The 24226-nt window shown below is 75.1% G+C and carries 23 protein-coding genes; 12 read left to right on the plus strand and 11 right to left on the minus strand.

Going from position 1 to position 24226, the window contains the following annotated elements; genetic code table 11:
- Nucleotides 1-13: 13 nt before the first annotated feature.
- On the minus strand, nucleotides 14-823 hold the full coding sequence (locus M3673_RS03250) for a fumarylacetoacetate hydrolase family protein (protein ID WP_193665061.1): 810 nt from the start codon (nucleotides 821-823) through the stop codon (nucleotides 14-16).
- A gap of 116 nt (nucleotides 824-939) precedes the next feature.
- On the opposite strand from M3673_RS03250, the gene M3673_RS03255 reads away from it, so the two are divergent.
- The 7 genes from M3673_RS03255 (at nucleotide 940) to M3673_RS19535 (ending at nucleotide 9318) form a co-directional block, all read left to right on the plus strand.
- On the plus strand, nucleotides 940-1809 hold the full coding sequence (locus M3673_RS03255; protein ID WP_251531462.1) for a 3-methyladenine DNA glycosylase: 870 nt from the start codon (nucleotides 940-942) through the stop codon (nucleotides 1807-1809).
- Nucleotides 1810-2687: 878 nt separating this feature from the next.
- Nucleotides 2688-4172: an aspartate aminotransferase family protein gene (locus M3673_RS03260; protein WP_251531475.1), complete on the plus strand. Its 1485-nt coding sequence runs from the start codon at nucleotides 2688-2690 to the stop codon at nucleotides 4170-4172.
- Entirely contained in the window at nucleotides 4169-5593 is a 1425-nt protein-coding gene (locus tag M3673_RS03265) for a lysine N(6)-hydroxylase/L-ornithine N(5)-oxygenase family protein (protein WP_251531477.1), read from the plus strand. The genes M3673_RS03260 and M3673_RS03265 overlap by 4 nt, the downstream gene beginning before the upstream one ends.
- Nucleotides 5590-6141 carry a GNAT family N-acetyltransferase gene (locus M3673_RS03270; protein ID WP_251531480.1) on the plus strand — a complete coding sequence of 184 codons (552 nt, stop codon included), beginning with the start codon at nucleotides 5590-5592 and terminating at the stop codon, nucleotides 6139-6141. Before M3673_RS03265 ends, M3673_RS03270 begins: the two co-directional genes overlap by 4 nt.
- Nucleotides 6138-8045, plus strand: a complete 1908-nt coding sequence (locus M3673_RS03275; RefSeq protein ID WP_251531483.1) for an IucA/IucC family siderophore biosynthesis protein — start codon at nucleotides 6138-6140, stop codon at nucleotides 8043-8045. Before M3673_RS03270 ends, M3673_RS03275 begins: the two co-directional genes overlap by 4 nt.
- 34 nt (nucleotides 8046-8079) lie before the next feature.
- Nucleotides 8080-8604, plus strand: coding sequence for a 2'-5' RNA ligase family protein (locus tag M3673_RS03280; protein ID WP_251531485.1), 525 nt, complete (start codon nucleotides 8080-8082; stop codon nucleotides 8602-8604).
- 87 nt (nucleotides 8605-8691) lie between these two features.
- On the plus strand, nucleotides 8692-9318 hold the full coding sequence (locus M3673_RS19535; protein WP_251531488.1) for a pentapeptide repeat-containing protein: 627 nt from the start codon (nucleotides 8692-8694) through the stop codon (nucleotides 9316-9318).
- A gap of 209 nt (nucleotides 9319-9527) precedes the next feature.
- Here the strand turns inward: M3673_RS19535 and M3673_RS03290 are convergent, their stop codons facing one another.
- From M3673_RS03290 to M3673_RS03305, 4 genes are all read right to left on the minus strand, one after another.
- Nucleotides 9528-10253 carry an AmiS/UreI family transporter gene (locus M3673_RS03290; protein ID WP_251531489.1) on the minus strand — a complete coding sequence of 242 codons (726 nt, stop codon included), beginning with the start codon at nucleotides 10251-10253 and terminating at the stop codon, nucleotides 9528-9530.
- A gap of 78 nt (nucleotides 10254-10331) precedes the next feature.
- The gene (locus M3673_RS03295; protein ID WP_251531491.1) at nucleotides 10332-11594 is read right to left on the minus strand and encodes a hypothetical protein; all 1263 of its coding nucleotides are present in this window, start codon (nucleotides 11592-11594) and stop codon (nucleotides 10332-10334) included.
- A gap of 225 nt (nucleotides 11595-11819) precedes the next feature.
- On the minus strand, nucleotides 11820-12482 hold the full coding sequence (locus M3673_RS03300; protein ID WP_251531493.1) for a DUF6461 domain-containing protein: 663 nt from the start codon (nucleotides 12480-12482) through the stop codon (nucleotides 11820-11822).
- Between the two features lie 45 nt (nucleotides 12483-12527).
- Nucleotides 12528-13121 carry a TetR/AcrR family transcriptional regulator C-terminal domain-containing protein gene (locus M3673_RS03305; RefSeq protein WP_251531502.1) on the minus strand — a complete coding sequence of 198 codons (594 nt, stop codon included), beginning with the start codon at nucleotides 13119-13121 and terminating at the stop codon, nucleotides 12528-12530.
- 114 nt (nucleotides 13122-13235) lie between these two features.
- Here M3673_RS03305 and M3673_RS03310 point away from each other — a divergent pair, with 114 nt between their 5' ends.
- From M3673_RS03310 to M3673_RS03325, 4 genes are read left to right on the plus strand one after another with little or no spacing between them, the layout of a single operon-like run.
- Nucleotides 13236-13916, plus strand: a complete 681-nt coding sequence (locus M3673_RS03310; protein WP_228943202.1) for a biotin transporter BioY — start codon at nucleotides 13236-13238, stop codon at nucleotides 13914-13916.
- A 19-nt stretch (nucleotides 13917-13935) separates the two neighbouring features.
- Entirely contained in the window at nucleotides 13936-14637 is a 702-nt protein-coding gene (locus M3673_RS03315) for an ABC transporter ATP-binding protein (protein WP_251531504.1), read from the plus strand.
- Complete coding sequence (locus M3673_RS03320) at nucleotides 14634-15248, plus strand: energy-coupling factor transporter transmembrane protein EcfT (protein WP_251531507.1); 615 nt, start codon at nucleotides 14634-14636, stop codon at nucleotides 15246-15248. The genes M3673_RS03315 and M3673_RS03320 overlap by 4 nt, the downstream gene beginning before the upstream one ends.
- A 36-nt stretch (nucleotides 15249-15284) precedes the next feature.
- Entirely contained in the window at nucleotides 15285-15599 is a 315-nt protein-coding gene (locus M3673_RS03325) for a hypothetical protein (RefSeq protein ID WP_251531509.1), read from the plus strand.
- Between the two features lie 36 nt (nucleotides 15600-15635).
- On the opposite strand, the gene M3673_RS03330 is transcribed toward M3673_RS03325, so the two are convergent.
- The 3 genes from M3673_RS03330 to M3673_RS03340 all read right to left on the minus strand — a co-directional run bounded on the left by M3673_RS03330 (nucleotide 15636) and on the right by M3673_RS03340 (nucleotide 18165).
- Entirely contained in the window at nucleotides 15636-17066 is a 1431-nt protein-coding gene (locus tag M3673_RS03330) for an amidase (RefSeq protein WP_251531511.1), read from the minus strand.
- Nucleotides 17067-17095: 29 nt separating this feature from the next.
- A complete protein-coding gene (locus tag M3673_RS03335) occupies nucleotides 17096-17515 on the minus strand; it encodes a hypothetical protein (RefSeq protein ID WP_251531513.1) in 420 nt (139 codons plus the stop codon).
- A gap of 98 nt (nucleotides 17516-17613) precedes the next feature.
- Entirely contained in the window at nucleotides 17614-18165 is a 552-nt protein-coding gene (locus M3673_RS03340; protein WP_251531514.1) for an NAD(P)H-dependent oxidoreductase, read from the minus strand.
- Between the two features lie 189 nt (nucleotides 18166-18354).
- Here M3673_RS03340 and M3673_RS03345 point away from each other — a divergent pair, with 189 nt between their 5' ends.
- On the plus strand, nucleotides 18355-18951 hold the full coding sequence (locus M3673_RS03345) for a TetR/AcrR family transcriptional regulator (RefSeq protein WP_251531516.1): 597 nt from the start codon (nucleotides 18355-18357) through the stop codon (nucleotides 18949-18951).
- Between the two features lie 16 nt (nucleotides 18952-18967).
- Here M3673_RS03345 and cimA read toward each other — a convergent pair whose 3' ends face one another.
- The 3 genes from cimA to M3673_RS03360 all read right to left on the minus strand — a co-directional run bounded on the left by cimA (nucleotide 18968) and on the right by M3673_RS03360 (nucleotide 24180).
- Complete coding sequence (gene cimA / locus M3673_RS03350) at nucleotides 18968-20596, minus strand: citramalate synthase (protein ID WP_251531518.1); 1629 nt, start codon at nucleotides 20594-20596, stop codon at nucleotides 18968-18970.
- A 463-nt stretch (nucleotides 20597-21059) separates the two neighbouring features.
- Nucleotides 21060-23012, minus strand: coding sequence for a serine/threonine-protein kinase (locus M3673_RS03355; RefSeq protein WP_251531520.1), 1953 nt, complete (start codon nucleotides 23010-23012; stop codon nucleotides 21060-21062).
- Between the two features lie 103 nt (nucleotides 23013-23115).
- Nucleotides 23116-24180, minus strand: coding sequence for an iron-siderophore ABC transporter substrate-binding protein (locus M3673_RS03360; protein WP_251531522.1), 1065 nt, complete (start codon nucleotides 24178-24180; stop codon nucleotides 23116-23118).
- Nucleotides 24181-24226 lie beyond the last annotated feature (46 nt).

Below are 24226 nucleotides of genomic sequence, written 5' to 3' on the forward strand. Positions count from 1 at the left end.
GGGGTCGTGGTGCTCAACGCTGTGCCACCTTGTTCGTGAGGGTGCCGAGGCCGGCGATCGAGATCTCCACCTCGTCGCCCACCTCCATCGGACCGACGCCCTCGGGGGTGCCGGTGAGGATGACGTCGCCCGGGAGCAGCGTCATGACGCTGGAGACGTGGGCCACCAGCGCGGGGATGTCGAAGATCATGTCGGCGGTCGAGCCGTCCTGGACGGTCTCGCCGTTGAGGAAGGTCTGCACCGACACCCCGTCCTTGAAGTGCTGCGGGTCGAGGTCGGTCTCGATCCACGGCCCCAACGGGCAGAAGGAGTCGAAGCCCTTCGCGCGGGTGAACTGCACGTCGGAGCGCTGCAGGTCGCGCGCGGTCACGTCGTTGGCGATGGTGTAGCCGTGGATGACGTCGGTGGCCTGCTCGGGCGGCACGTCGCGGCAGATGCGGCCGATGACCACGGCCAGCTCGCCCTCGTAGTGCAGCTCCCGGGTCTGGCGGGGGTAGAAGATCGGGTCGCCCGGGCCCACCACGCTGGTGTTGGGCTTGAGGAACATCAGCGGCTCCTCGGGCAGGTCGTGGCCCAGCTCGGCGGCGTGGGCGGCGTAGTTGCGCCCGATGCCGACGACCTTGCTGCGTGGCAGCACCGGCGCGAGCAGGCGCACGTCGGAGAGCTTGTGCTCCTGGTCGAGCAGCTTGACGCCGACGTAGAGCGGGTCGCCGGCCAGGGCCACGACGACGCTGTCCTCGTCGGGCTGGCCGAACTCGTCCACCTCCCCCGTCACGACGCCGTAGAGAGGGTCTTCGCCGGTGGTGAATCTCGCGATGCGCACCCCTCGACCCTAGCGAGGCGGGCCGTGCCGGGCCGAACCCGAGGCGGTGCCTCGACCGGGCCCGCGACCGGGCCCGCGACTGGGCGCCCGACGACGGGCCGCGGATAATCCCTGCGGTGACCCCGACCGCGCCGCCGCTCGTGCTCGACGAGGACACCTGGCGCGCGCGGGCCGCCGCGCACGCCGAGCGGGTCGACGCCTTCCTCGCCCCTCACCTCGCGCGACGCGGGGCCAGCGTCAAGCACCCCGTGCACGACTTCCTCTTCACCTACTACTCCCAGCGCCCGGCCCAGCTGCGCCGCTGGCACCCCGGCTTCGGAGCCGCGCTGGGGGGCGACGCCACGGCGTACGCCGGGCTCAAGGGGTACGCCGGGGACCCGCCGGCCGTCGGCGTGGAGCACGTGGCGGCCCAGCGCCCGCTGCTCGAGGCGCTGCGCCGCCTGCTGGCCGCGACCGCGGCGCGGCCGGCCGCCTTCGGCTGCTTCGGGCTGCACGAGTGGGCGATGGTGCACCGCGCCGACGAGACCCGCCACGACTGGCCGCTGCGCCTGGGCCGCGAGGGCACCGACGCGGTGGTGGAGTCGCACCGCATCGCCTGCACCCACTTCGACGCCTTCCGCTTCTTCACCCCCACCGCGGCCCCGCTCAACACCCTCGCGCCGAGCGCCGCCGACCGGCCCGACTTCGAGCAGCCCGGCTGCCTGCACGCCGGGATGGACCTCTACAAGCACGCCTTCCGGCTCACGCCGATGATCTGCTCCGACCTCGTCGCCGACTGCTTCGAGCTGGCCCGCGACATCCGCGAGCTCGACATGCGCGCCGCGCCCTACGACCTGGCCGACCTCGGCTTCGAGCCCGTGCGCATCGAGACCGCCGAGGGCAAGGCCGCCTACGTCGCCGCGCAGCGGGAGTTCAGCGAGCGCGGTGCGCCGCTGCGGGCGCGGCTGCTCGGCGAGGTCGACCGGCTGCTGGTCGTCGCCGGCTGAGGGCCCCGGCCGTCGCCGGGTGGGCGGCGGTGGTCGAGGAGGGAGGAGCGTCAGCGACGACCGTCTCGCGCGGAAGGCGGTGCACGGCCCCGGCGTACCGGGGTCCCCGACCCTGCGACCGGCCCTGAGACCAGCCCTCTGACCAGCCCGGTGACCGGCCCGGTGACCGGCGCGTGGGTCGGCCCGGCGGGCGGCGTCGGCGAGTGGCGGGAGACGACACCTGCGGCGGTCCTCGACTGGTCGTACGCCGCCACTTCTCGCGCGACCCGGCCGGCGACACGAAGCACCCCCGCGTGGTGGGGTCGGCAGCGCTCGCGGTGACCGACCGCGCGGGAGTGGCGGGAGACGACGCCTGCGGCTGGTGTCGACACGGTCGCTGGCGTGGTGCCTGCTGAGCGAGCGTCTCGAGGGCTCCCTCCTCGACCACCGCGTGCGTGGATGGTTTCGAGACGGTCGCTGGCGCTCCCTCCTCAACCACCGTGACGGATCGCTGGCGTGGCTCCTGCGGAGCGAGCGTCTCGAGGGCTCCCTCCTCGACCACCGCGTGGGTGGGTGGTTTCGAGACGGTCGCTGGCGCTCCCTCCTCAACCACCGTGACGGACCGCTGGCGTGGCTCCTGCGGAGCGAGCGTCTCGAGGGCTCCCTCCTCGACCACCGCGTGCGTGGATGGTTTCGAGACGGTCGCTGGCGCTCCCTCCTCAACCACCGTGACGGACCGCTGGCGTTGTCCCTGGGGAGCGAGCGCAGCGCCGTCTCGAAGGGCTCCTTCCCCACCACCGGGCCACGGTGTGACGTTCGTCCTCCGAGACCACCGATGCAGACTTAGGTAAACCTAACTAAGGTGAGCCTTACCTGACCTGATCTCGGAAGGATCTCCGGTGCCCCCCTCCCCTCGCGCCCTGGCGCACCTGTTCCACCCCGACCACGCCGACGCCTACGTCGCCTCGATGCGCCTCGGCGTCGACCACCTCGCCGACGCCCTGACCCGGGTGTCCGGCCCGGCGACCGGGGTCGGCCCGGCGCAGGCGGCGAAGCCGGTGCTCGACGTCGACCTCGACGCCCCCCTCGAGGACCCGGCGGCGGCGCTGGAGGAGATGGGCCGGCTGTGGCTCGACGACACGGTGTGGTTCCACGAGCCGACCTACGCCGCCCACCTCAACTGCCCCGTGGTGATCCCCGCCCTGCTGGCCGAGGTCTTCGTCTCCGGGGTCAACGCCAGTCTCGACACCTTCGACCAGAGCGTCGCCGGCACCTTCGTCGAGCGCCACCTGGTGGCGTGGACCGCGGGGCGCATCGGCTGGGCCGCCGGCTCGGAGGACGAGTCGGGCGCCGGCACGGTCCCCGACGGGATCTTCACCAGCGGCGGCTCGCAGTCCAACCTCCAGGCCCTCCACCTGGCCCGCGACTGCGCCCTCGCCGCCGGAGCGGCGCCGGCCGACCTGCGGGTGCTCGCGTCGGTCGACGCCCACTTCAGCGTGCAGAAGTCGGCGCGCCTGCTCGGCCTGCCCGCCGAGGCGGTCGTGGCCGTCGGCGTCGACGCCCGCCGCCGGCTCGACCCCGCCCGCCTGGCGGACGCCCTCGACGCCGTGGTGGCCGAGGGCCGCACCGCGATGGCGGTCGTCGCCACCGCCGGCACGACCGACTTCGGCGCCATCGACCCGCTGGCGCAGGTGGCCGACCTGACCGAGCGGCACGGCTGCTGGCTGCACGTGGACGCGGCGTACGGCGGGGGGCTTCTGGTCTCCCCCACCCAGCGCGGGCGCCTCGACGGGATCGAGCGGGCCGACTCGGTCACCGTCGACTTCCACAAGACGTGGTTCCAGCCCGTCTCCTCCAGCGCCGTGCTCGTGCGCGACGCGCGCACGCTGGGCCACGTGGCGTGGCACGCCGACTACCTCAACCCCCGTGACCCCGGCGGCGCGGCGAGCCCGAACCAGGTCGACAAGAGCCTGCAGACCACCCGGCGCTTCGACGCGCTCAAGCTGTGGCTGACGCTGCGCGTGATGGGCCCGGAGGTCATCGGGGAGTACGTCGACACCGTCACCGACCTGGCCCGCGAGGTCGGCGAGCACCTGGCCGCCGACCGCCGCGTCGAGCTGGCCGCCGTGCCCGAGCTGAGCACGGTGGTCTTCCGCTATCGCCCGCCGGGGCTCGGCGAGGACGCCGCCGACCGGCTGGTGCCGCTGGTGCGCTCGGCGCTCTACGAGCGCGGCCTCGGCATGGTCGCGGCCACCACGCTGGAGGGCCGGCGCTGGCTCAAGCTGACCCTGCTCAACCCGATGGCCACCACCGAGGACCTGCTCGGCGTCGTGGACCACTGCGTCGCCCTGGCCGAGGAGCTGCTCGGGGAGGTGGCCGCGTGAGCGCCTCCACCTCGTCCGCCGGCACCGCCGCCGCCCCCTCGACCGGTCGAGTGCACGACCTGGTCGGCATCGGCCTGGGCCCCTTCAACCTCGGCCTCGCCTGCCTCGCCGACCCCCTCGACGACCTCGACGCGGTCTTCCTCGAGGCCCGCGACGAGCTGGCCTGGCACCCCGGCATGATGCTCGACGACGCGACCCTCCAGGTGCCGTTCCTGGCCGACCTGGTCACCATGGCCGACCCGACGTCGCGGTGGTCCTTCCTCAACTTCCTCAAGCAGACCGGGCACCTCTACCCCTTCTACGTGCGCGAGTCGTTCTACCCGCTGCGCCGCGAGTACGACGACTACTGCCGCTGGGCCGCCGAGGGCCTCGCCTCGGTGCGCTTCGGCTGCCCCGTCGTGCGCGTCGAGCACACCGACGACCTCGACCTCGACGCCCACCCGGGGCTGAGGGACCGGCTGCACGAGGGGCTCGACCCCCACGGGGCCGCAGGCGCGGCGTACGTCGTGACGACGGCCTCCGGCGAGACCGTGCTGGGGCGCCGCCTCGTGCTCGGGGTCGGCACCCGCCCGCGCGTGCTCGACAGCGTGCGCGCGGCCGGCGGGCCCGCGCTGCACTCCGCCGACTACCTGCCGCACAAGCGGCGGCTGCAGCAGCAGCGCTCGATCACGATCGTCGGGAGCGGGCAGAGCGCGGCCGAGATCTACCGCGACCTGCTGGCCGAGTCGCCCGGGCACGACTACGAGCTGACCTGGCTGACCCGCAGCCCGCGCTTCTTCCCCATGGAGTACACCAAGCTCACCCTCGAGCTGACCTCGCCGGAGTACTCCGCCTACTTCCAGGGCCTCGACGCCGGCACCCGCGAGCGGCTGCTGCGCGAGCAGCGCTCGCTCTACAAGGGCATCAGCGGCGACCTGGTCGACGAGATCTCCGACCTGCACTACCGGCTGCGGGTGCAGGGCGCGGGACCGCGGACCACGCTGGTGAGCGCCACCACCCTCACCGGCGCCCGCTGGGACGGCGAGGCCTACGACCTCGACCTGCGCCACGACGAGACCGGCGAGGACTTCGGGCTGCGCACCGAGGGCCTCGTGCTCGCCACCGGCTACGAGGCCTCCGTGCCGGACTTCCTCGACCCCGTGCGCCACCGGCTGCGTCTCGACGAGCGCGGCCGCTACCTCGCCGACTCCCGCTACGCCGTCGACCGGGCCGGCCGCGAGGTCTTCGTGCAGAACGGCGAGGAGCACACCCACGGGTTCGTCGCCCCCGACCTCGGCATGGGCGCCTACCGCAGCTCCGCGATCCTCGCCGCCGTCACCGGCCGTGAGGTCTACCCCCTGGAGAAGCGGGTGGCCGTGCAGAGCTTCGGCGTGCCCGACCACCTGCGCCGGGCCCCCGCCGGGCAGGGGGCGACGCGGTGAGGGCGACCCTGGGCCCGCTGCCCCTCGACCCCGCCACCCTGCGGCTGCTCCACGCCTGGGTCACCCACCCGCGCTCGGCCTTCTGGCAGATGCAGGGCGCCACCTACGACGACGTGGCCGTCGAGTACGTCGGCATCGCCGCCTCCCCCACCCACGACGCCTGGCTGGGCCGTGTCGACGGGGAGCCGACCTTCCTCGCCGAGACCTACGACCCTGCCGCCGACCCGCACCTGCGCGACCTGCCCGAGCTCGAGCCCGGCGACCTGGGCATGCACGTGCTCGTCGCCCCGCCCACCGGGCCACCGCGACCCGGGCTGACCCGCGCGGTCCTCGCCGCGGTGATGGCCCACTGCCTCGCCGACCCCGCGGTGCGCCGCGTCGTGGTGGAGCCCGACGTGCGCAACACCGCCATCGCCGCGCTCAACGCCGAGGCCGGCTTCGTCGTGGCCCGCCACGTCGCGCTGCCCGGCAAGACCGCCGTCCTGTCCTTCTGCACCCGCGAGGCCCACGGCGCCTCCCGCCTCTCCCGACTGGAGACCACCCGATGACGCTGACCCACCCCACCGAGCACACGACCGGGCACACGACCGGGCACCCGACCGGGCACGCAGCCGACCCGACGGGCCCCGCCCCGCGGGCCGTCGACCCCGCCGACCACCTCACCCCGGAGCACCTCGCCGTCGCGCAGCGACACCTGGTGGCCAAGGCGATCGCGGAGTACGCCCACGAGCGGATCATCGCCCCCGTGCCCGACCCCGGGGCCGGGCCCGGTGCCACGCCCGACGGCACGCCCGACGCCACCGCGGCGGCCGACCCGGCGGCCTGGCTGCTGGAGACCGGGCGCGGGGCGGCGTACCGCTTCCGGGCGCGGCGGCTGGCCCTCGAGCACTGGGCGATCGAGGAGGAGAGCCTCGAGCGGCGCGTGGACGGCGAGCCCGCGCCCCTCGACGCCCAGGAGCTCGTGGTCGAGCTCGCCCCCGTGCTCGGCATCCCCGACGCGCTGGTGCCGACCTACCTCGAGGAGGTCGCCAGCACCCTGGCCGCGGCCTGCTGGAAGCTCGCGCACCGCCGGGTGCCGGTGGCCGAGCTGCTCGGGGCCGACTACCAGGAGGTCGAGGCGGCGATGACCGAGGGCCACCCCGGCTTCGTGGCCAACAACGGGCGCATCGGCTTCGACCTCGACGACTACACCGCCTACGCCCCCGAGGCCGGGCGAGCGGTGCGGCTGGTGTGGCTGGCCGCCCGGCGCAGCGCCACCCGGCTCTCGCTGGGCGCCGGGCTCAGCGAGGAGCGGCTGTGGGCCGGCGAGCTCGACCCCGAGGTGCGGGCGGGCTTCGCGGCGCGGCTGCTCGCGCTGGGCCTGGACCCCGACGACTACACCTACCTGCCGCTGCACCCCTGGCAGTGGCGCAGCAAGGTCGCGGTCACCTTCGCCCCCGACCTCGCCCGGCGCGACCTCGTGCACCTCGGCGAGAGCCCCGACGCCTACCGGGCCCAGCAGTCGATCCGCACCTTCTTCAACACCGACCGCCCCGAGCGGCACTACGTCAAGACCGCCCTGGCCATCCAGAACATGGGCTTCGTGCGGGGCCTCTCCCCCGCCTACATGGCCGTCACCCCCGCCATCAACGACTGGGTGGCCGACCTCGTCGCCGGCGACCCCACGCTGGCCGGCTGCGGCTTCACGGTGCTGCGCGAGCGCGCGGCGGTCGGCTACACCGGCGACGCCTTCCACCGCCACACCGCCACCTCGCCCTACCGCAAGATGCTCGCGGCGCTGTGGCGCGAGAGCCCGCTGCCGCGGACCGGCCCCGGTGAGCGGCTGGCCACCATGGCCTCGCTGCTGCACCGCGACGCCGAGGGGCGGGCGCTGGCCACCGCGATGGTCGAGGCCTCGTCGCTGGACGCGCGGGAGTGGCTGCGCAGCTACCTGCACGCCTACGTGCGCCCGCTCGTGCACTGCCTGCTCGCCCACGACCTGGCCTTCATGCCCCACGGGGAGAACCTCGTGCTCGTGCTGCGCGACCACGTGCCGGTGCGGGCGCTGATGAAGGACGTCGGCGAGGAGGTCGCGGTCATGCACCCCGACCGTCCGCTGCCGGCCGAGGTGGAGCGGGTGCGCGCCGACGTCGAGCCCGACGTCAAGGCGCTCGCGCTGCACACCGACGTCCTCGACGGCGTGCTGCGCCACCTCGCCGCGATCCTCCACGTCGACGGCGTGCTCGACCAGGACGACTTCTGGGCCGAGGTCGCGCGCTGCCTCGACCAGCACGCCGAGGAGCACCCGGAGCTCGCCGACGCCGTGGCGGCCTACGACCTGCGTCGCCCCGCCTTCCGCCACTCCTGCCTCAACCGGCTCCAGCTGCGCAACACGCTGCAGATGGTCGACCTCGCCGACCAGTCCTCCTCGCTGCTCTACGCCGGGGAGCTGGTCAACCCGGTGGCCCGCTGAGGGCGGGCCCCGCCCCGACGGGGAGGATGGCGCGGTGGGGTGGCCGGGACACAGCGTGCTGCAGGTGCCGGTGACACCGCTGGACGGGTTCGTGCGCGGGCTCACCGGCCGGCAGGACGCGGCGTATCTGTCGCGCGACCCGGGCTTCACCCACGCCCACGTCACCGTGCTCGGGCCGTTCCTGGCCTCCCCCGACGCCGCCGAGACCGAGCGGGTGCGGCGCGTGGTGGCCTCGGTGGCGGCCTTCGAGGTGGTGCTGGAGCGGGTGGCGCGCTTCCCCGACGGCACGCTCCACCTCGTGCCGGAGCCCGACGGGCCCTTCCGCGAGCTCACCGCGCGACTGGCCGAGGCCTTCCCGCAGTGCCCGCCCTACGAGGGGCGGTACGCCGAGCTGCACCCGCACCTCACCCTCGACCTGGCCGGCCCCGGCGTCGACGAGGACTCGCTGCGCCGCGACCTCGGCGACCTGCTGCCCGCCCGCTGCCGCGCCGAGCGGGTCGACCTCGCGTGGTGGGAGCAGGGCGCGACCCGGCGGCTGGCCTGGTGGCCGCTGGGCTGACCCTGCTGTCGGCGCCGCCGTCGGCGCCCCTGACTACGGTGACCCCCGTGACCCCGGCGACCCCGACGCAGCCACCCCGGAACTCTCGTGGGTGAGGCGCCCGACGGCGCGGAGGGGCGGACCTTCCACGGCGAGGACTGGTACGCCGAGGACCTCGCCGCCGCCCGCTTCGTCGACTGCGCCTTCGTCGGCGTCGACCTCTCCGAGGTCACGACGAGGGGCGCGCTCTTCGAGCGCTGCCGCTTCGACTCCTGCCGACTCAACTCCTCGGTGCACGTGGCCACGGCCTTCGTGGGCTGCGAGCTGCGCGGCTGCAACCTCTTCGACGCGACCTTCGAGGGCTGCAAGACGACGGGCTCGACCTTGGCCTCGTGCACGACCCGGCCGATGCGGGTCGTCGGCGGGCAGTGGCGCGCCGTCGGTCTGCGGGGCGCCCGGCTCGCCGGGCTCGACCTCACCGGGCTCGACCTGCGCGAGAGCGACCTCGCGCTGGCCGACCTCACCGGCACGGTCCTGCGCGACGCGCGGCTGGGCGGGGCGAGCCTGCGCGAGGCGGACCTCGCGGGCGCCGACCTGCGCGGGGCCGACCTCGCGGGCGTCGACCTGGCCTCGGCCAGACTCGACAGGACGCGCCTCGACCTCGCCGGCGCCGTGCTGCTCGCCGAGCAGCACGGCGCCACCGTCGACGTCGGTCGGCGCGAGACCGCCGGCTGAGGCGACCCCAGCGAGCGGTGGTCGAGTCGGGAGCCTCGGCGGGCGTCGCGCCAGCACCCGCACCCGAGCGCCGCCGACGGGTCAGACCACGTCGCCGCCGGCCTCGTCGCCCTCGTCCGACGACGGCGCGTCGTCGACAGACCAGGTCAGCTCCGCCGGCGGCGACCGTGTGCCCCGAACCCAGGCGGACGGTGGTCGCCGCCGACTCCTCAGACCGCGGCCGGCTCCGCGCGACGGCGCCCCGGGATCCCGCCGGTGGCGTCCACACCGGGCTCCCCCGAGGCCCCGGCGGGCTCTGCGGGCTCCAAGGGCTCCGTGGGCTCCGGGGGCTGCGAGGTGGACGCTGCCGGGTCGGCCAGGCCGACGCGCGAGAGCGGGACCAGCGCGACCACCGTGGCGGCGATCGAGGCGAGCACGGCCCAGGTCGGCACCCGCCCCCACTCGCCGAGCAGGAGCAGGAAGCCCGGCACCGTGCAGGTGGTGAAGGCCAGGATGAGGGTGAACCAACCGGTGAGGGCGGTGAGCCGCTCGCGGCCGAGGGCCAGGACGAGGAAGAACAGCGTCCACAGCACCGACCACTGCAGCCACAGCAGGCCGGTCGGGGTGTCGTCGAAGCGGACGATGTTGACGACGCCGAAGCCGAGGGCCATGACGGCGACCCACAGCGAGTACCACCCGACGCCGGTGCTGGCGTAGCCGGCCAGGTTGCAGATGCCGACGTAGAGGTAGGTGAACCCGAACAGGAAGATCCCGGCCGCGCCGAGGATCTCGTCGGGGGTGTCGGCGGTGGCGATGAGGAAGAACGGGATCGCCGTCTGCAGCGCTCCCACGAAGAGGTTGAAGACGCCGGCGCCCTTCGCGTCGATCCTGCCGAGGAGCAGCAGGCCGTTGACGAAGAGGGCGGCGCCGACGAAGGTCAGTCCGACCGAGGACATGGCGGGGCCTTTCTCGAGGGGTGTCCGGAGGAGGACGGTGCGGGGTCCGGTGCCGGGTCCGGCGCCGGGTCGGTCGGGTCAGAAGTAGGCGTTGCCCGGGAAGCCGCTGCCGTTGACCTCGTGGTCGCCGATCGCGGAGGCCTTGAGGTAGGTCGGGTTGTGGGTCGCGATGGTGCGCACGTTGCGCCAGTGGCGGTCGAGGTTGTGCACCCGCTGGGTCGCCGAGGCACCGCCGACGTCGAAGATCCGGGCGGCGGTGGCGTAGGAGAACCGGTCCACGGCCACCTTGGCCTGGGCGGCGGCCAGCTGCGCGGCCTCGGCGGCCTCGGGGGTCGGCAGCCCGTCGACGACCGAGTCGACCGCGTCCTGGAGCCGGTCGGCGGCGGCGAGCACGATGGCCTCCGCGGCGAACACGTCGGCCGAGATCTCCCCCACCACCTGCAGCACCTGGGCGTCGTGGCGCGGCTGCTGGGGCACGTTGGCGTGGCTGAAGCCGCGGGTGCGGCTGCGCACCCGCTCCACCGCGTCGTTGCGCACGCTGCGGAGCACGCCGGCGGTGACGGCCTGCAGGTAGAGCTGGAGGAAGGCGCCCTGGTAGCTCGGGGCCTGGGGCCCGTCGGGCTCGCCGAGGTCGAAGAACTCACCGGGCTCGACGCGCACGTCGTCGAGGATGGTGGTGCCGGTGCCGGTCATGCGCTGGCCGAAGCCGTCCCAGTCGTCGGCGATCGTCACCCCGGCGCGGTCGACCGGGATGACGGCGCCGGCGATGCGGCCCTCGGGCGCCGCGGCCCAGATCTGGGTGTAGTCGGAGTAGATGCTCCCGGTGGAGTAGAACTTCGTGCCGTCGAGCCGGAAGCCGCCGTCACCGGCGGGGTCGGGGGTGATCGTGGTGTCGAAGTGCAGCCCCACCGGCTTGGCGCTCTGCTCGCTGAAGCCGTTGCCGACCAGCGCACCCGAGGTGACGAGGTCGATCCCGTGGGCCCGCGCGGCGGCGTCGTCGGTCTGGAGCTGCTGCTCGACGAACCAGTAGTGGGCGCGCACGATGTGGGCCAGGTTGGAGTCGGCCTCGGCCAGCGCGATGAGCGTGGCGAAGAACTCCCGCATCGTGGCGCCGCCACCGCCCTCGGCGACCGGCACCCGCAGCCCGCCGAGGCCGGCCTCCTTGAACCACGCCAGGGGCTCGTGGGGCGGGTCGACCTCGAGCTCGCGCTCGGCCGCGCCGGCCCGGATGCGGTCGAGGAGGTCGCGCAGCTCGGGCGACCCCGGGCGTACGGCGGGGCCGCGACGCGTGCTCGTCGGGCCGGTGGCGGCCGGGGCGGTGGTGTGGGTGGGAGCGCTCATGACGGGCCTTCCTGGTCGGTGCGGTGGTCGCCCGAGGACCGACCCGCAAACAGACTTAACTCGACCAAGTTACTGCTGTTTGCTCCGCGTCGAGGCCCCGTCCCACCACGGACGTGCCTGGTTCTGCCGACACGGCGCACTGCGGAACCGTGCACCCGGGCCCGCACCTGAGTACCTACCCGGGCCCCGCGCGGCGGCGGACTCCTCGGCCCGCCGGGGACCGGGTCAGTCCGCCGGCCGCTGCGCCGGCTCGTAGGTGAGCGAGGCCACCCAGAAGCGCTCGACGTCCTGGAGCCGGTCGAGGTCCTCGACGCTCAGCTCGACCCCGGTGACGTGCTCGACCATGGCCAGGGCCACGGCCAGCGCGTCGGGCGGACCGGTCGGCTCCTCCCCGTCGGCGACGTCGGCGGGGGCGACCGGCGCGGGCGCCGGGACGGGGTCCTCGGCGTCGAGGTCGATCCAGGCCCGGTCGAAGAGCGGGCGGAGGTCGTCGGGCACCTGGGTGGGGTCGTCGAGGAAGACGTACTCGTCGGCGTCGAAGACCACCCTCCCGTCGCGGGCGAAGCCGAAGCGGTCGTGGGCCTGCACGTTGGAGCGCGCGACCGCGGCGGTGCGCCCTCCGGCCGAGAGCCGTCGCAGCGCCTCGAGGCTCGGGTCGGCGTAGCCGGTGGGCTCGGCGGCCAGCACGCCGCCGGCGACCTCGAGGAGGGCGTAGGCGGAGTGGTCCTCCTCGAAGGCGTCGCCCAGCGCGACCCGGCGCCCCAGGTCGACCCCCAGCACCTCGGCCACCTCCTCGCGCGTCGCGCCGGTCACCACGACGAACGTGGCCTCCGTGTCGAGCCCGACCTCCTCGAGGACCTCCGCGTAGTGCTCCGCCGTCGCCGCCATGCGATCACCCTAGGGCGGACCGAGCCCGGCGCCCGAGCCGGCGCCTCAGCCCCGCGGGGGCGGTGCGACGCGACAGCGCAGCCGGATGCCGTCGAGGACGATGCCCAGGCCCGCGGCGAAGTCGGAGCGCTCTCGCGGCTGGTCCTCGATGGCGCCGGCGCTGCCGGCCTGCAGGTGGGTCTGCTCGTCGAGGGTGTGGCCGAAGACGAAGTGCAGCAGGGTCCGCGTCGCCGTGCCGGCCAGGGCCGGGTCGAGGCCGCTGTCGGCCAGCGCGGCGGCCAGGTCGCGCCCGGGGGCGGCGGCGCCTAGGCCGAAGGCGTGCACGGTGGCCACGAGCTCGGCCCCGTCGCGGTAGGCCAGCATCGCCTCGCGCAGCTCGGTGCAGACCGCGACGACACGGTCGTCCCAGGAGCCGTCGGGCACGGTGTCAGGCGGGGTGTCGCGCGAGGCCCGTCCGCGGGCGAGCACCTCGTCGGCCACGGCGGCGAGCAGGGTCTGCTTGCTGGCGAAGTGGTGGTAGAGCGCGCTGGGGCGCACCCCGAGCTCGCCGCCGAGCCGGCGCATCGTGAGGTCGGCGAGGCCGTAGGTGTCGAGCACCTCGACGGCGCGGGCCACGATGTCGGGGCGGCGGTAGGACATCTCACTCCTCGGTCGGCCGGCGCACGCGTTGACCACGGACGCCGCACCACCCTAACCTGAACGCCGTTCAGCCGGCGACCGTCCGGCGTGGCCCACCCGCACGACGAGGACCCCATGACGACGCAGCAGCCGGCTCCCGCCTCCGACCACACCACCACCGGCCACCCGGCCGACCACCCCGGCGCCGACCCGGCGTACGACGGACGCGGCGGCTCGACCTCCTCGCGGCTGCGCTCGACGACCACCGGCATCGCGCTGGTCGCCGCCTTCGCGGCGCTCATCTCGGCCTGCGCCTACGTCGGGGCGATCCCCGTGGGCGGTGCAGGTGTGCCGATCACGCTGCAGACCTTCGGCGTGATGCTGGCCGGTTGCCTGCTCGGACCGGTGCGCGGCTTCCTGGCCGTCACCCTCTACCTCGTGCTCGGCGCCGTGGGCCTGCCCGTCTTCGCCGAGCACTCCTCGGGGCTCGGCGTCTTCACCGGCCCCAGCGCCGGCTACCTCGTCGGCTTCCCGCTCGCCGCGCTCGCCGCCGGCGTGCTGGTCAAGTACGTCGCCGGGCGCCGCGGCAAGACCCGCGCTCTCGTCGTCTTCGCCTGCTCCTTCGTCGCGAGCGCGCTCGTGCTGCACACCGCCGGCATCGTCGGCATGAAGCTCTACTTCGACGTGTCGTGGCGCGAGGCGATCAGCTACGACGCCCCCTTCTGGATCGGCGACGTCGTCAAGACCTCACTGGTCGCCCTGGTGGCCGCCGAGGTGCACCGCGCCTTCCCCCAGCTGCTGCACGGCCGTCGCTGACCTCGCGCCGCGCCGCCCCGTGCCCGTCCTCGAGCTCCACGCCGCCGCGGTCACCGTCGACACCACCGACGGCGAGCGCGTGGTGCTGCACCCCACCACCCTGCGGCTGACCGAGCGCCGCGTGGCGGTGATCGGCGCCAACGGCTCCGGCAAGTCGACCCTGGCCCGGCTCTTCAACGGCCTGGTCGAGCCCACCTCCGGCCGCGTGGTCGTCGACGGTCTCGACGTGGCCCGTGAGGCCGGAGCCGTGCGCCGCAGGGTCGGCTTCTGCTTCACCGACCCCGCCGCCCAGCTCGTGATGCCGACCTGCGTCGAGGACGTCGAGCTGTCGCTGCGCCGCCACGAGCGCAACGGCGTACGGCGCCGCGCCCGGGCCCTGGAGGTGCTCGAGCGCTACGGCCTCGGCCAGCACGCCGACGTGTCGGTGCACGCCCTGTCGGGGGGCCAGAAGCAGCTGCTGGCGCTAGCCGGGGTGCTGGCCGCCGAGCCGGCCGTGCTGGTGGCCGACGAGCCGACGACCTTGCTCGACCTGGCCAACACCCGCCGCGTCGGCGACCTGCTCCTCAGCCTCGACCAGCAGCTGCTGCTCGTGACCCACGACCTCGACCTGGCCGCGCGCTGCGACCGCGTGGTCGTCGTGGAGGACGCCCGCGTGCGCTACGACGGGCCGGCCGAGGCCGGGGTCGCCGACTACGTCGCCTCGGTGGCGGAGCGCTCGTGAGCCAGCCGTCGATGGTGGCGGTCCACCAGCCCGGCGACACGCTGCTGCACCGTCTTCCGGTGGGCCCGAAGCTGGCCGGACTCGGCGCGCTCAGCCTCACCATCGTGCTGGTGCGCAGCGCCCCCGCCTCGCTGCTCTTCCTCGCCGTGGCGCTCGGCCTGGCCCTCCTGGCGCGGGTGCGGCTGCCGCTGCTGCTGACCGCCGCGCGCGGCGTGCTGCTCATCGCGCTGGTCGCCTCCCTCGTGCAGGGCCTCTTCTACGGCGCCGGCAAGGCCGTCGAGACCTTCGTCGACCTCTTGGCCCTCACCCTCGCCGCGGTCGTGGTCACCGCCACGACGCCGGTCAACGCCATGCTCGACGCGCTCGTGCGCTGGTCGGGCCCGCTGCGCCACGTCGGGGTGCCGCCCGAGCGGGTCGCCCTCACCGTCGGTCTGGCCGTGCAGGCCCTGCCCGGCACCGTCGCGCTGGCGCTGGAGACCCGTGACGCCGCCCGCGCCCGCGGCCTGGGCCGGCACCCCCGCGCCTACCTCACGCCCTTCGTGGTGCGGGTGGTGGCCCGCGCCCACGAGACCGGTGACGCGCTCGCGGCCCGCGGGCTCGGCGACGACTGAGCCGGGCCGTGCGCGGCGGCGCCGTAGGATCGGGGGGTGCTGACCCTCGACCCGCAGACCGCCGACGAGGTCTACCGCGTCGCGCTGGCCGGTGACCGGCGCCCGCCGCTGCGGCGCGCCCTCGTGGTGGCGCTCGACGTCTGGTTCGCGCTGAGCGGCGGCACCCTGGAGTGCTCCTCGGCCGGCACGGTGGAGGTGCACGAGCGACACACCGGGCGCCGGGTGCTGGCCATCGACGTGGAGAGCCCCGAGGTCGCCAGCCACACCCTGCACCACCTGCGCACCGAGCTCGCCGAGCTCAGCCCCGAGGAGTTCCGCGAGCAGTGGGGCGTCGACGAGCGGGCGGTCTGAACCCGGCCCGACCTGCCCGACCCATCCGCTCCTGTCTCACCAGCCCGGCGGGCGCCGGTGGTGCCACGGTGCGGTCGCCTCGACCTGCGCGGCCAGCGACAGCAACAGCTCGTCCTCGGCCGGGCGCCCGGCCAGCATGACGCCGACCGGCAGACCCTCGGCGGTCCAGTGCAGCGGCAGCGAGACCGCCGGCATGCCGGTGACGTTCCACGCCGAGGTCCAGGGGGTGAACGCCTTCTGCGCGGCGAAGTCGGCGGCGGGATCGGCGTCGTCGCGGATCGCGCCGACCGGCAGCGGCGGGGTGGCCAGCGTCGGGGTGAGCACGGCGTCGTAGGGGGCCAGGGCGGCGAGGGCGTTGGCGGCGTGGCGACGCATCGCGCCGATCGCCAGGCCGAGCTGGGGGCCGCTGACCGCGTGGCCGCGCTCGGTGAGCCACCGGGTCAGCGGGCGCAGCAGCGCCTCGCGGCCGGCCGGTGCGGCCGACAGCGCGGTGAGCACGGCCCAGCAGGTCTCGAAGACCGGCACCGCCTCGGGAGGCAGCGGCACGGGCACGTCGACGACGTCGTGGCCCAGTGACTCCAGCAGCCGCGAGGCGTCCTCCCAGGCGCTCACGCTGGAGGCGTCGACCGGCACGTCGGCGATCACCGGCGCCACGAAGCGGGCGATGCGCAGCCGCCCCGGCTGTCGGTCGCAGGCCTCCAGGAAGGTCGTCTGCGGGGGCGCCGCCCAGAAGGGGTCGCCCACCCGGTGCCCCTCGAGCACGTCGAGCAGCGCGGCGGCGTCGCGCACCGTGCGCGCCAGCGGGCCGGCCACCGCGAGGCCCACGGGGTCGCCGTACATCGGGAAGCCGCTCACGCGACCGCGCGAGGGCTTGAGGCCCACCAGACCGCAGCAGGAGGCCGGGATGCGGATCGAGCCACCGCCGTCGGAGCCCTGCGCCACCGGCACCAGACCGGCCGCGACGGCCGCGCCCGCGCCGCCGGAGGAGCCGCCGGCCATGCGGGTGCGGTCCCACGGGGTGACGGCCGCCGGTCGGCCCTCGGGCTCGGTGTAGCAGGGCGACCCGAACTCCGGGGTGCTGGTCTTGCCCAGGCTGACCAGGCCGCCGTCGTCCACGGCCAGGGCGACGGCGTCGGAGACCTCGGGCACGAAGTCGTCGAAGGCGGCCGAGCCGAAGGTCGTGGGCACGCCGGCGGTGAGGTTGAGGTCCTTGATCGCCGTCGGCACCCCCCACAGCCGCGAGACCGACCCCGACGGCCCCGTCCCGCCCGGGGCGCAGCGGCCCAGGGAGGCGGCGCGCTCGAGGGCGCGCTCGGCGGTCACGGTCACGAAGGCCCCGACGTCGTCGAGGCGCGCCACGCGGTCGAGGTAGTGCTCGGTGAGCTCCAGCGAGGAGACCTCACCTCGCCGGACCAGGTCGCCCTGCTCGAGGGCGGTGAGCTCGTGGATGTCGTGCAGGTCGACCATGCGCCGACGCTAGCGCCTCGGGGTCGTCCTCAGGACGGCACGCCGCTGACGGCCAGGGCGACACCCAGCGCGAGGAGACCGGCCCAGACCGGCACCGCCAGCAGCGGCACCCAGAAGGCCACGCGCCGCCGGACCATGCGCACGGTGGACCAGCAGGTCGCGATGAGCAGCACGATCCACGGCGAGCCGGCGGCGACGAGGATCCCGGCGCCGATGCGGCCGGTGTCGCACTGCACCGAGCCGCCGCACCCGTCGGAGACCATCCCGAGGAAGAGCCCGAAGAACGACGCGACGAGCGCGCCCATGGCCAGCACGAGCAGCTCGAGGATCGTCACGGTGACGTCGAGCGGGCGCGAGCGCGGCGCCGGCGGGCGCACCGGCGGCGGCACCGCCGGCCCGTACGGCGCGTAGGGCACCGGTGCGGCGGGGTCGGGCCGGGGGTCGCTCACGCACCGCATGTTACTGACCGTTGCGACCACTGGCTGACCGTCACGACTGTCAGCCAGTGGTCTCAACGGTCAGTAAGACGTGTCCCCCCGCGTGTGCATCAGGCCGCGGAGGTGGCCGGCTGGTAGGCGGCGAGGGTCTGCACGGCGCCGGTGAGGCGGCCGAGCACCTCGGTGTCGGTGAGCACGTCGACCTCGAGGGCCGACTGCGAGACGAGGACGTCCTCGACGACGGTGGCGCCGGCGATGCCCGCGGAGCGCACGGTGTCGGCGTGGGCCCACTTGCCGCCGTAGGGGGTGGGGGTGGCACCGACGACGCCGAAGGGCTTGCCCACGATGGCGCCGGCGCCGTAGGGCCGCGAGAGCCAGTCGATGGCGTTGTTGAGCACGGCCGGCATCGTGCCGTTGTACTCGGGGGTCACGGCGAGGACCCGGTCGGCCGCGGCGACGCGCTCACGCAGGGCGACCGCGGCGGCGGGGGCGTCGCCGGCGTCGAGGTCCTCGTTGTAGAACGGCAGGTCGGCGAGGCCGTCGACGATGTCGAGCACAACGCCCTCGGGGGCCTGGTCGCGCAGGACCTCGGCGAGGCGACGGTTGAGGGAGTCGGCGCGCAGGCTGCCGACCAGGACGGCGACGGTGGTGGTCTCGGACATGGGGTGCTCCTCGGAGGACGGTCGGTCCCGCCGTCGGGCGGGTGATGGGGTGCCGGCGGCGGGCCGGCGGGCTTGCAGTCCGGTGGTGCCGGACGGTCGCGATCTCAAACGGACCGCAGTCCGTTTCCATTCCCGCGGTGCTGCGGAACCGGTCACCCGGCTGGTCCGGCTCCCTAGACTGGGCGGACCATGACCGAGCGGCCCCTCCTCCCCCTCCTCCACGACGCCCCGGTCGAGCGCGCCGACGCGGCCCGCAACCGCGCGGCCCTGCTGGAGGCCGCGGGCCGGCTGATCGGGCGGTGCGGTGGCCTGGAGCGGGTCACGATGGAGGCGGTCGCCGCCGAGGCGGGCGTCGGCAAAGGCACCGTCTTCCGCCGCTTCGACTCCCGCGAGGGTCTGATGGCGGCCCTGCTCGACCACTCCGAGAGCGCCTGGCAGGCCTCGGTCATCTCCGGCCCGCCGCCGCTCGGGCCCGGCGCTCCCCCGCTCGACCGGCTGCTGGCCTTCGGCCGCTCGCGGATCGAGGCCACCCTGCTCAGCGCCGATCTCATCCGCGCCGCCGGGCGGGCGGGCACGCGGTCCTACGCGGCGTACTCCTTCGTCGCCATGCACGTGCGCCACCTGCTCACCGAGCTCGAGGTGGGCGGCGACCTGCCCCTGCTGGCCACCGCCCTGCTCGCCCCGCTCGAGGTGCCGGTGCTGGAGCAGCAGGTGCGGGTCGAGGGCTTCGCCGTCGAGCGGGTGTACGCCGCCTGGGCCGACCTGGTCCGCCGCGTCGTGGCCTGAGCGGCCGGCCCGGGGCTCAGCCCGCGTGGCGGCGCAGGCCGAAGGTGACGCCGTCGACGAGGGCGCCCCAGGAGGCCTCGATGACGTTGGCGCCGACCCCGACGGTGACCCACGACGACTCCCCGTCGGTGGTCTCGATGAGCACCCGGGTGATCGCGTCGGTGCCGTGCCCCTGGTCGAGGATGCGCACCTTGTAGTCGATCAGCTCGAAGCGGGCGACCTCGGGATAGGCCTGCCCGATGGCGGCGCGCAGGGCCTGGTCGAGGGCGTTGACGGGACCGTTGCCCTCGCCGGTCACGACGTAGCGCACGTCGGCGGCGCACAGCTTCACCGTGGCCTCCGACAGCGCCTCCACCCCCACGGGCGCCCCCGCGCGGGTCTCGGTGATGACGCGCCACGACTCGACGTCGAAGTACGACGGGCGGCGGCCCTCGACCTCCTCGGCGAGCAGCAGCTCGAAGGAGGCGTCGGCGGCCTCGAAGGTGTAGCCGCGCGACTCCAGGACCTTGACCCGGTCGGTGATGCGGCCCACGAGCTCCTTGCGCGACTCTCCGGAGAGGTCGAAGCCCAGCTCGCGGCCCTTGAGCTCGATCGAGGCGCGACCGGCCATGTCGGAGACCAGCAGCCTCATGTCGTTGCCGACGCCGACGGGGTCCATGTGCTGGTAGAGGTTCGGGTCGACCTTGATCGCGCTGGCGTGCAGCCCCGCCTTGTGGGCGAAGGCGGAGGTGCCCACGTAGGGCTGGCGGGACGCGGGCGGGACGTTGGTCACCTCGGCCACCGCGTGGGCGATGCGGGTGGCCTCGCGCAGACGGCCGTCGGGCAGCAGGGCGCGACCGGTCTTGAGCTCGAGGTTGGCCACGACGGTGACCAGGTCGGCGTTGCCGGTGCGCTCGCCGTAGCCGTTGATGCAGCCCTGCACGTGGGTCGCCCCGGCCTCGACGGCCGCCAGCGAGTTGGCCACCGCGCAGCCGGTGTCGTTGTGGGCGTGGATGCCCACGTGGAGTCCGCCCGACCCCGAGCCCGACCCGCGCGCACCGAGGGACTCCACGACGTCGTGCACGGTGTCGGCCACCCACGGCGGCAGCATCCCGCCGTTGGTGTCGCACAGCGCGACGACCTCGGCCCCGGCCTCGGCCGCCGTGCGCAGCACCTCGAGGGCGTAGCCGCGGTCGAGGCGGTAGCCGTCGAAGAAGTGCTCGGCGTCGACGAAGACCTGCTGGCCCTCCTCGCGCAGGTGGGTGACGGTGTCGCGCACCATCGCGAGGTTCTCCTCCAGCGTGGTGCGCAGGGCCAGCTCCACGTGGCGGGTGTGCGCCTTGGCCACCAGGGTCACGGTGCCGGCGCCGCTGTCGCGCAGGGCGGCCGTGCCCGGGTCGTCGGCGGCACGTACGCCGGCCCGGCGGGTCGCCCCGAACGCTGCGAGCCGGGCGTGGCGCAGGTCGAGCTCGGTGGCGGCACGACGGAAGAACTCGGTGTCCTTGGGGTTGGCCCCCGGCCAGCCGCCCTCGATGTAGCCGACGCCGAGGCCGTCGAGGAGCGTGGCGATGGTCAGCTTGTCGGCGACGGAGAGGTTGAGCCCCTCCTGCTGGGCGCCGTCGCGCATGGTGGTGTCGTAGACGTGGAAGTCGCCGTGCAGGTCCATGGTCTCGGTGGTCTCCGTCGTGGTCCGGGCACAAAAAAACCTCTCGCGTGCGAGAGGTGGCGCGTCGGGGGCCCGGGTGGGCGCTCGACGCGCTAGCGAATGATGACGTGGTGCTGCATGCCGCTCATGCTGCCACGCGCGGCCGGCCCCCGACAGGGGGTCCCACGATGCGGCCCGGCGCTGGCCCGTCGCCGGCCGTGCGGTCTCGGACGGCGGCCCGGCCCGGGAGGATCCACCTCGCGGCTGCCAGGGGGAGGGCACGGTCGTGCCCCTCCCCCCAGCAGCGGCGGGTGGTGGTCAGGTGATGGTCCGGCAGCGGTCCGGCAGCGGTCCAGCGGTGGTCCGGCGGTGGTCCGGCGGCACCGTCGCGGACCGCGACCGCGCGTCACCGGGCCGGCACGCCTCGGGACCGTGGGGTCGGGCGGCCGCGGGGTGCGGACCGGCTGCTCCGGGCGCTCGTCGCTCAGCCGGCGGCCCACCAGGAGGGCAGGCTGACGTCGGCCAGGGGCGGGCTGTTGTCGGGGGTCCAGCGGGTGCCGCCCTGGGCCTGGGCGAAGGCGCCGGCGGCCGCGAGGAGGACCAGCACGACGAGCGACACCACCCAGCGCGCGCCCGAGCGGGCGGCCGGCTCGATCACCCGGGCCAGGGGGCTGCGGACCCGCGAGCCGCCCGGCCCGGCCCACAGCGACACCGCGACGGTGGCGCCCGAGACGAGGAGGATGGTCGGGGTGGTGGCGGCGACGGCGTAGCACAGCAGCGCCACGGCCAGGCCGAGGCCGACGCTCCACAGGGTGAGCACCGCCGTGGCCGGCAACGAGCGGGTCAGCGTCCAGGGGGCGGCCAGCAGCAGGCGGGGGCCGTCGTACCACTTCGGCCCGCGGGCCCGTCGCCGGTCGGCGGCGACGCTGCCGGCCAGCGACCCGCCCCGCAGGACGGTGACGAGGACCAGCAGCACGGCGAGGGTCACCCACGGCGCGGCGGCCGTCGCGGTGCCCACCGCGCCCGCCGCGGCCACCAGCAGCGTCGCCCGCCGCGCCCGCTCGGCCAGCGGGGCCCGGGCCACCTCGACCGGCGCGCCCCACGGCTCGTGGTCCCAGGGGTCCCTCGGACCCTCAGGACCGTCGGGGTCGTGCCCCTCCGGGCGCCCACCGGGGTGCGCGACCGCGGGGTCGCCGGGACCGGCCTCGGGCCGGGGGGCCGACCAGGGGTCGGGGTCGCCGAGGCGGCGGGTGGGGTCCTCCTCGTAGACACGGGTCGGCGGGTGGTCGCGCTCCACGAGCGTGCCGTCGGGTCCCCGCCCGTCGTACGCCGCACCCTGCCGGTCGCCCGCGGGCCCCGCCCAGGGGTCGGCCACGGCCGGGTCGTCGCGCACGGACGCGGGGTCGGCGAGCACGTCGGTGGCCGGGTCGGCAGCGGCGTCGACGTCGGCGGCGCGGTGGGCACCGGCGTCGGTGCCCGGCCCGGCGGGGTGGCCGAGGCGCTGGGCGACGGCCTCGGCGGCCAGCGCCAGCGGCAGGGTGAAGGGGTCCTCGCGGGCGGGGGCCGGCAGCGGGGCGGGAGCGGCCTCGGGTCGGGTGGTCTGCGGGCGCAGCCACGCCAGCAGCTCGGCCAGGGTGGGCCGGCGCGCCGGGTCGGGGTGGAGGGCCGCGGCCACGACCTGGGCGAGGTCGCCGTCCAGCCCCGACAGGTCGTGCTCGCCGCGGCGCACGCGGTCCATGATCGCCATCGACGGGCCGCGGCCGAAGGGCGCGCGGCCCAGCCCGGCGTAGGCCACGGTGGCGCCCCAGCTGTGCACGTCGGAGGCGGTGGTGGCGTCGTCGCCGTAGAGGATCTCGGGGGCGAGGTAGCCGGGGGTGCCGAGCAGCCACCCGGTGTGGGTGAGCTTGGGGTCGTCGGCCACGCGCGCCAGACCGAAGTCGATGAGGATCGGGGTGCGCCCCTCCATCAGCACGTTGGACGGCTTGACGTCGCGGTGGAGGACTCCCACGGCGTGGACCGAGTCGAGCCCCTCGGCCAGGCAGGCGGCGAACCACACGAGGTCCTCGCCCTCGACGCGTCCCTCCTCCACGACGTGGTCGTGCAGCGAGAGGCCGGGCACGTAGCGGGTGGCGACGTAGGGCACGACGGCCCACGGGTCGGCGTCCTTGATCTCGGCGACCCAGCGGCTGCGGATGCGCGAGAGCGACCCGACCTCGCGGGCCAGCCGGGCGCGGGCCTCGTCGTCGCCCACGATGTGGGGGCGCAGCACCTTGAGCGCGACCCGCTCGCCGTGGGGCGCGCGGGCGAGGTGGACCACGCCCATGCCGCCCTCGCCGATCTTGGTCAGCAGCGTGTAGGGGCCGACCGTGACCGCCTGCTGGGGCGGGCGGGGCGAGGTCGCGTGCTCGCCGGAGCGCCCGTGGGAGAAGGTCGTCACCGTGGCAATCTACCGTCGCGAGCCGCCGGAACCGCGACAGCCGCGGCCGGTCGCCCCGCCGGAGCGGGGGGACCGGCCGCGGCCGGGGTGCGGGGTCGGGTGGTCAGCCCGCGGCCTGGACGGCCGGCTCGAGGGAGGCGACGAACTCGTCGAGGCCCCAGGTGAGCGACAGTGCGGTCGGCGGCGAGACCGCCGAGATGTAGGACTCCCCCACCACCGAGGCGACGGTGTCGTCCTGGAACTGCTCCATGGCCTGGTAGGCCGGGTCGGCGGCCAGCTCGTCGCGCGTCTTCTCGTCGGCGACGTAGGACAGCAGGACGTCGGAGGTGAGCTTGTCGACCTCCTCGGTGCTGATCGTGTAGTAGAACGACGACTCGTCGGTGCTCAGCTCGTCGACGCTGGGCGCGAGCTCGAAGCCGAGGTCCTCGAGGAACTGCACACGCGGGTCGGCGCCCTTGTAGACGTAGAAGGCGGTCGGGTCGATGGCGACCGCGGCGATGCTCTTGCCCTCGAACTCCGGGTGCTCCTCGGCGGCCGTGGCGACCTCGCCGTCGATGTCCTCGAGCAGCTGCTCGGCCTCGTCGGACTGGCCGAGGGCCTCGCCGACGGTGGTGATGACGTCGCGCCACGGGGTGGTCCACGGCTCGTCGGGGTAGGCGACGGTGTCGGCGATCTGGGAGAGCTTCTCGTAGTCGGCCTCGGTGATGCCGGAGTAGTTGGCCAGGATCAGGTCGGGGCCGGCGGCGGCGATCTCCTCGAAGGGCACCTCGGTGCCCTCGGTCAGCAGGGTCGGCGTCTCGGCGCCGGCGGCCGCGAGGGCCTCCTCCTGCCAGGGCATGAGGCCCTCCTCGGTCGCGCCGTAGGAGTTCTTGGGCATGGCCACCGGGATCGTGCCCAGGGCGATGGCGGCGTCGGAGCTGCCCCAGCCCCAGGTGACCACGCGCTGGGGCTGCTCGTCGATCTCGGTCTCGCCGAAGGCGTGCTCGATGGTGACGGGCTCGAAGCTCTCGCCACCGGCCGACTCGCCGTCGGAGGCGCTGCCGCCGGACTCCTCGGAGCCGCAGGCCGCGAGCGGGAGGGCCAGCAGGAGGGCGCCGAGCGGCAGGCCGACCCGGCGGGCCAGGCCCCGGCGGGAGCCGCGGCGGTTCAGGGGACGAAGGGACGTCACGTCCGCTCCTCAGGTGTGCGGGACCGGCCGAGCCCGGTCGTTGAGT

The sequence above is a fragment of the Nocardioides sp. P86 genome, from assembly GCF_023712465.1.
Classification (GTDB): domain Bacteria; phylum Actinomycetota; class Actinomycetes; order Propionibacteriales; family Nocardioidaceae; genus Nocardioides; species Nocardioides kribbensis.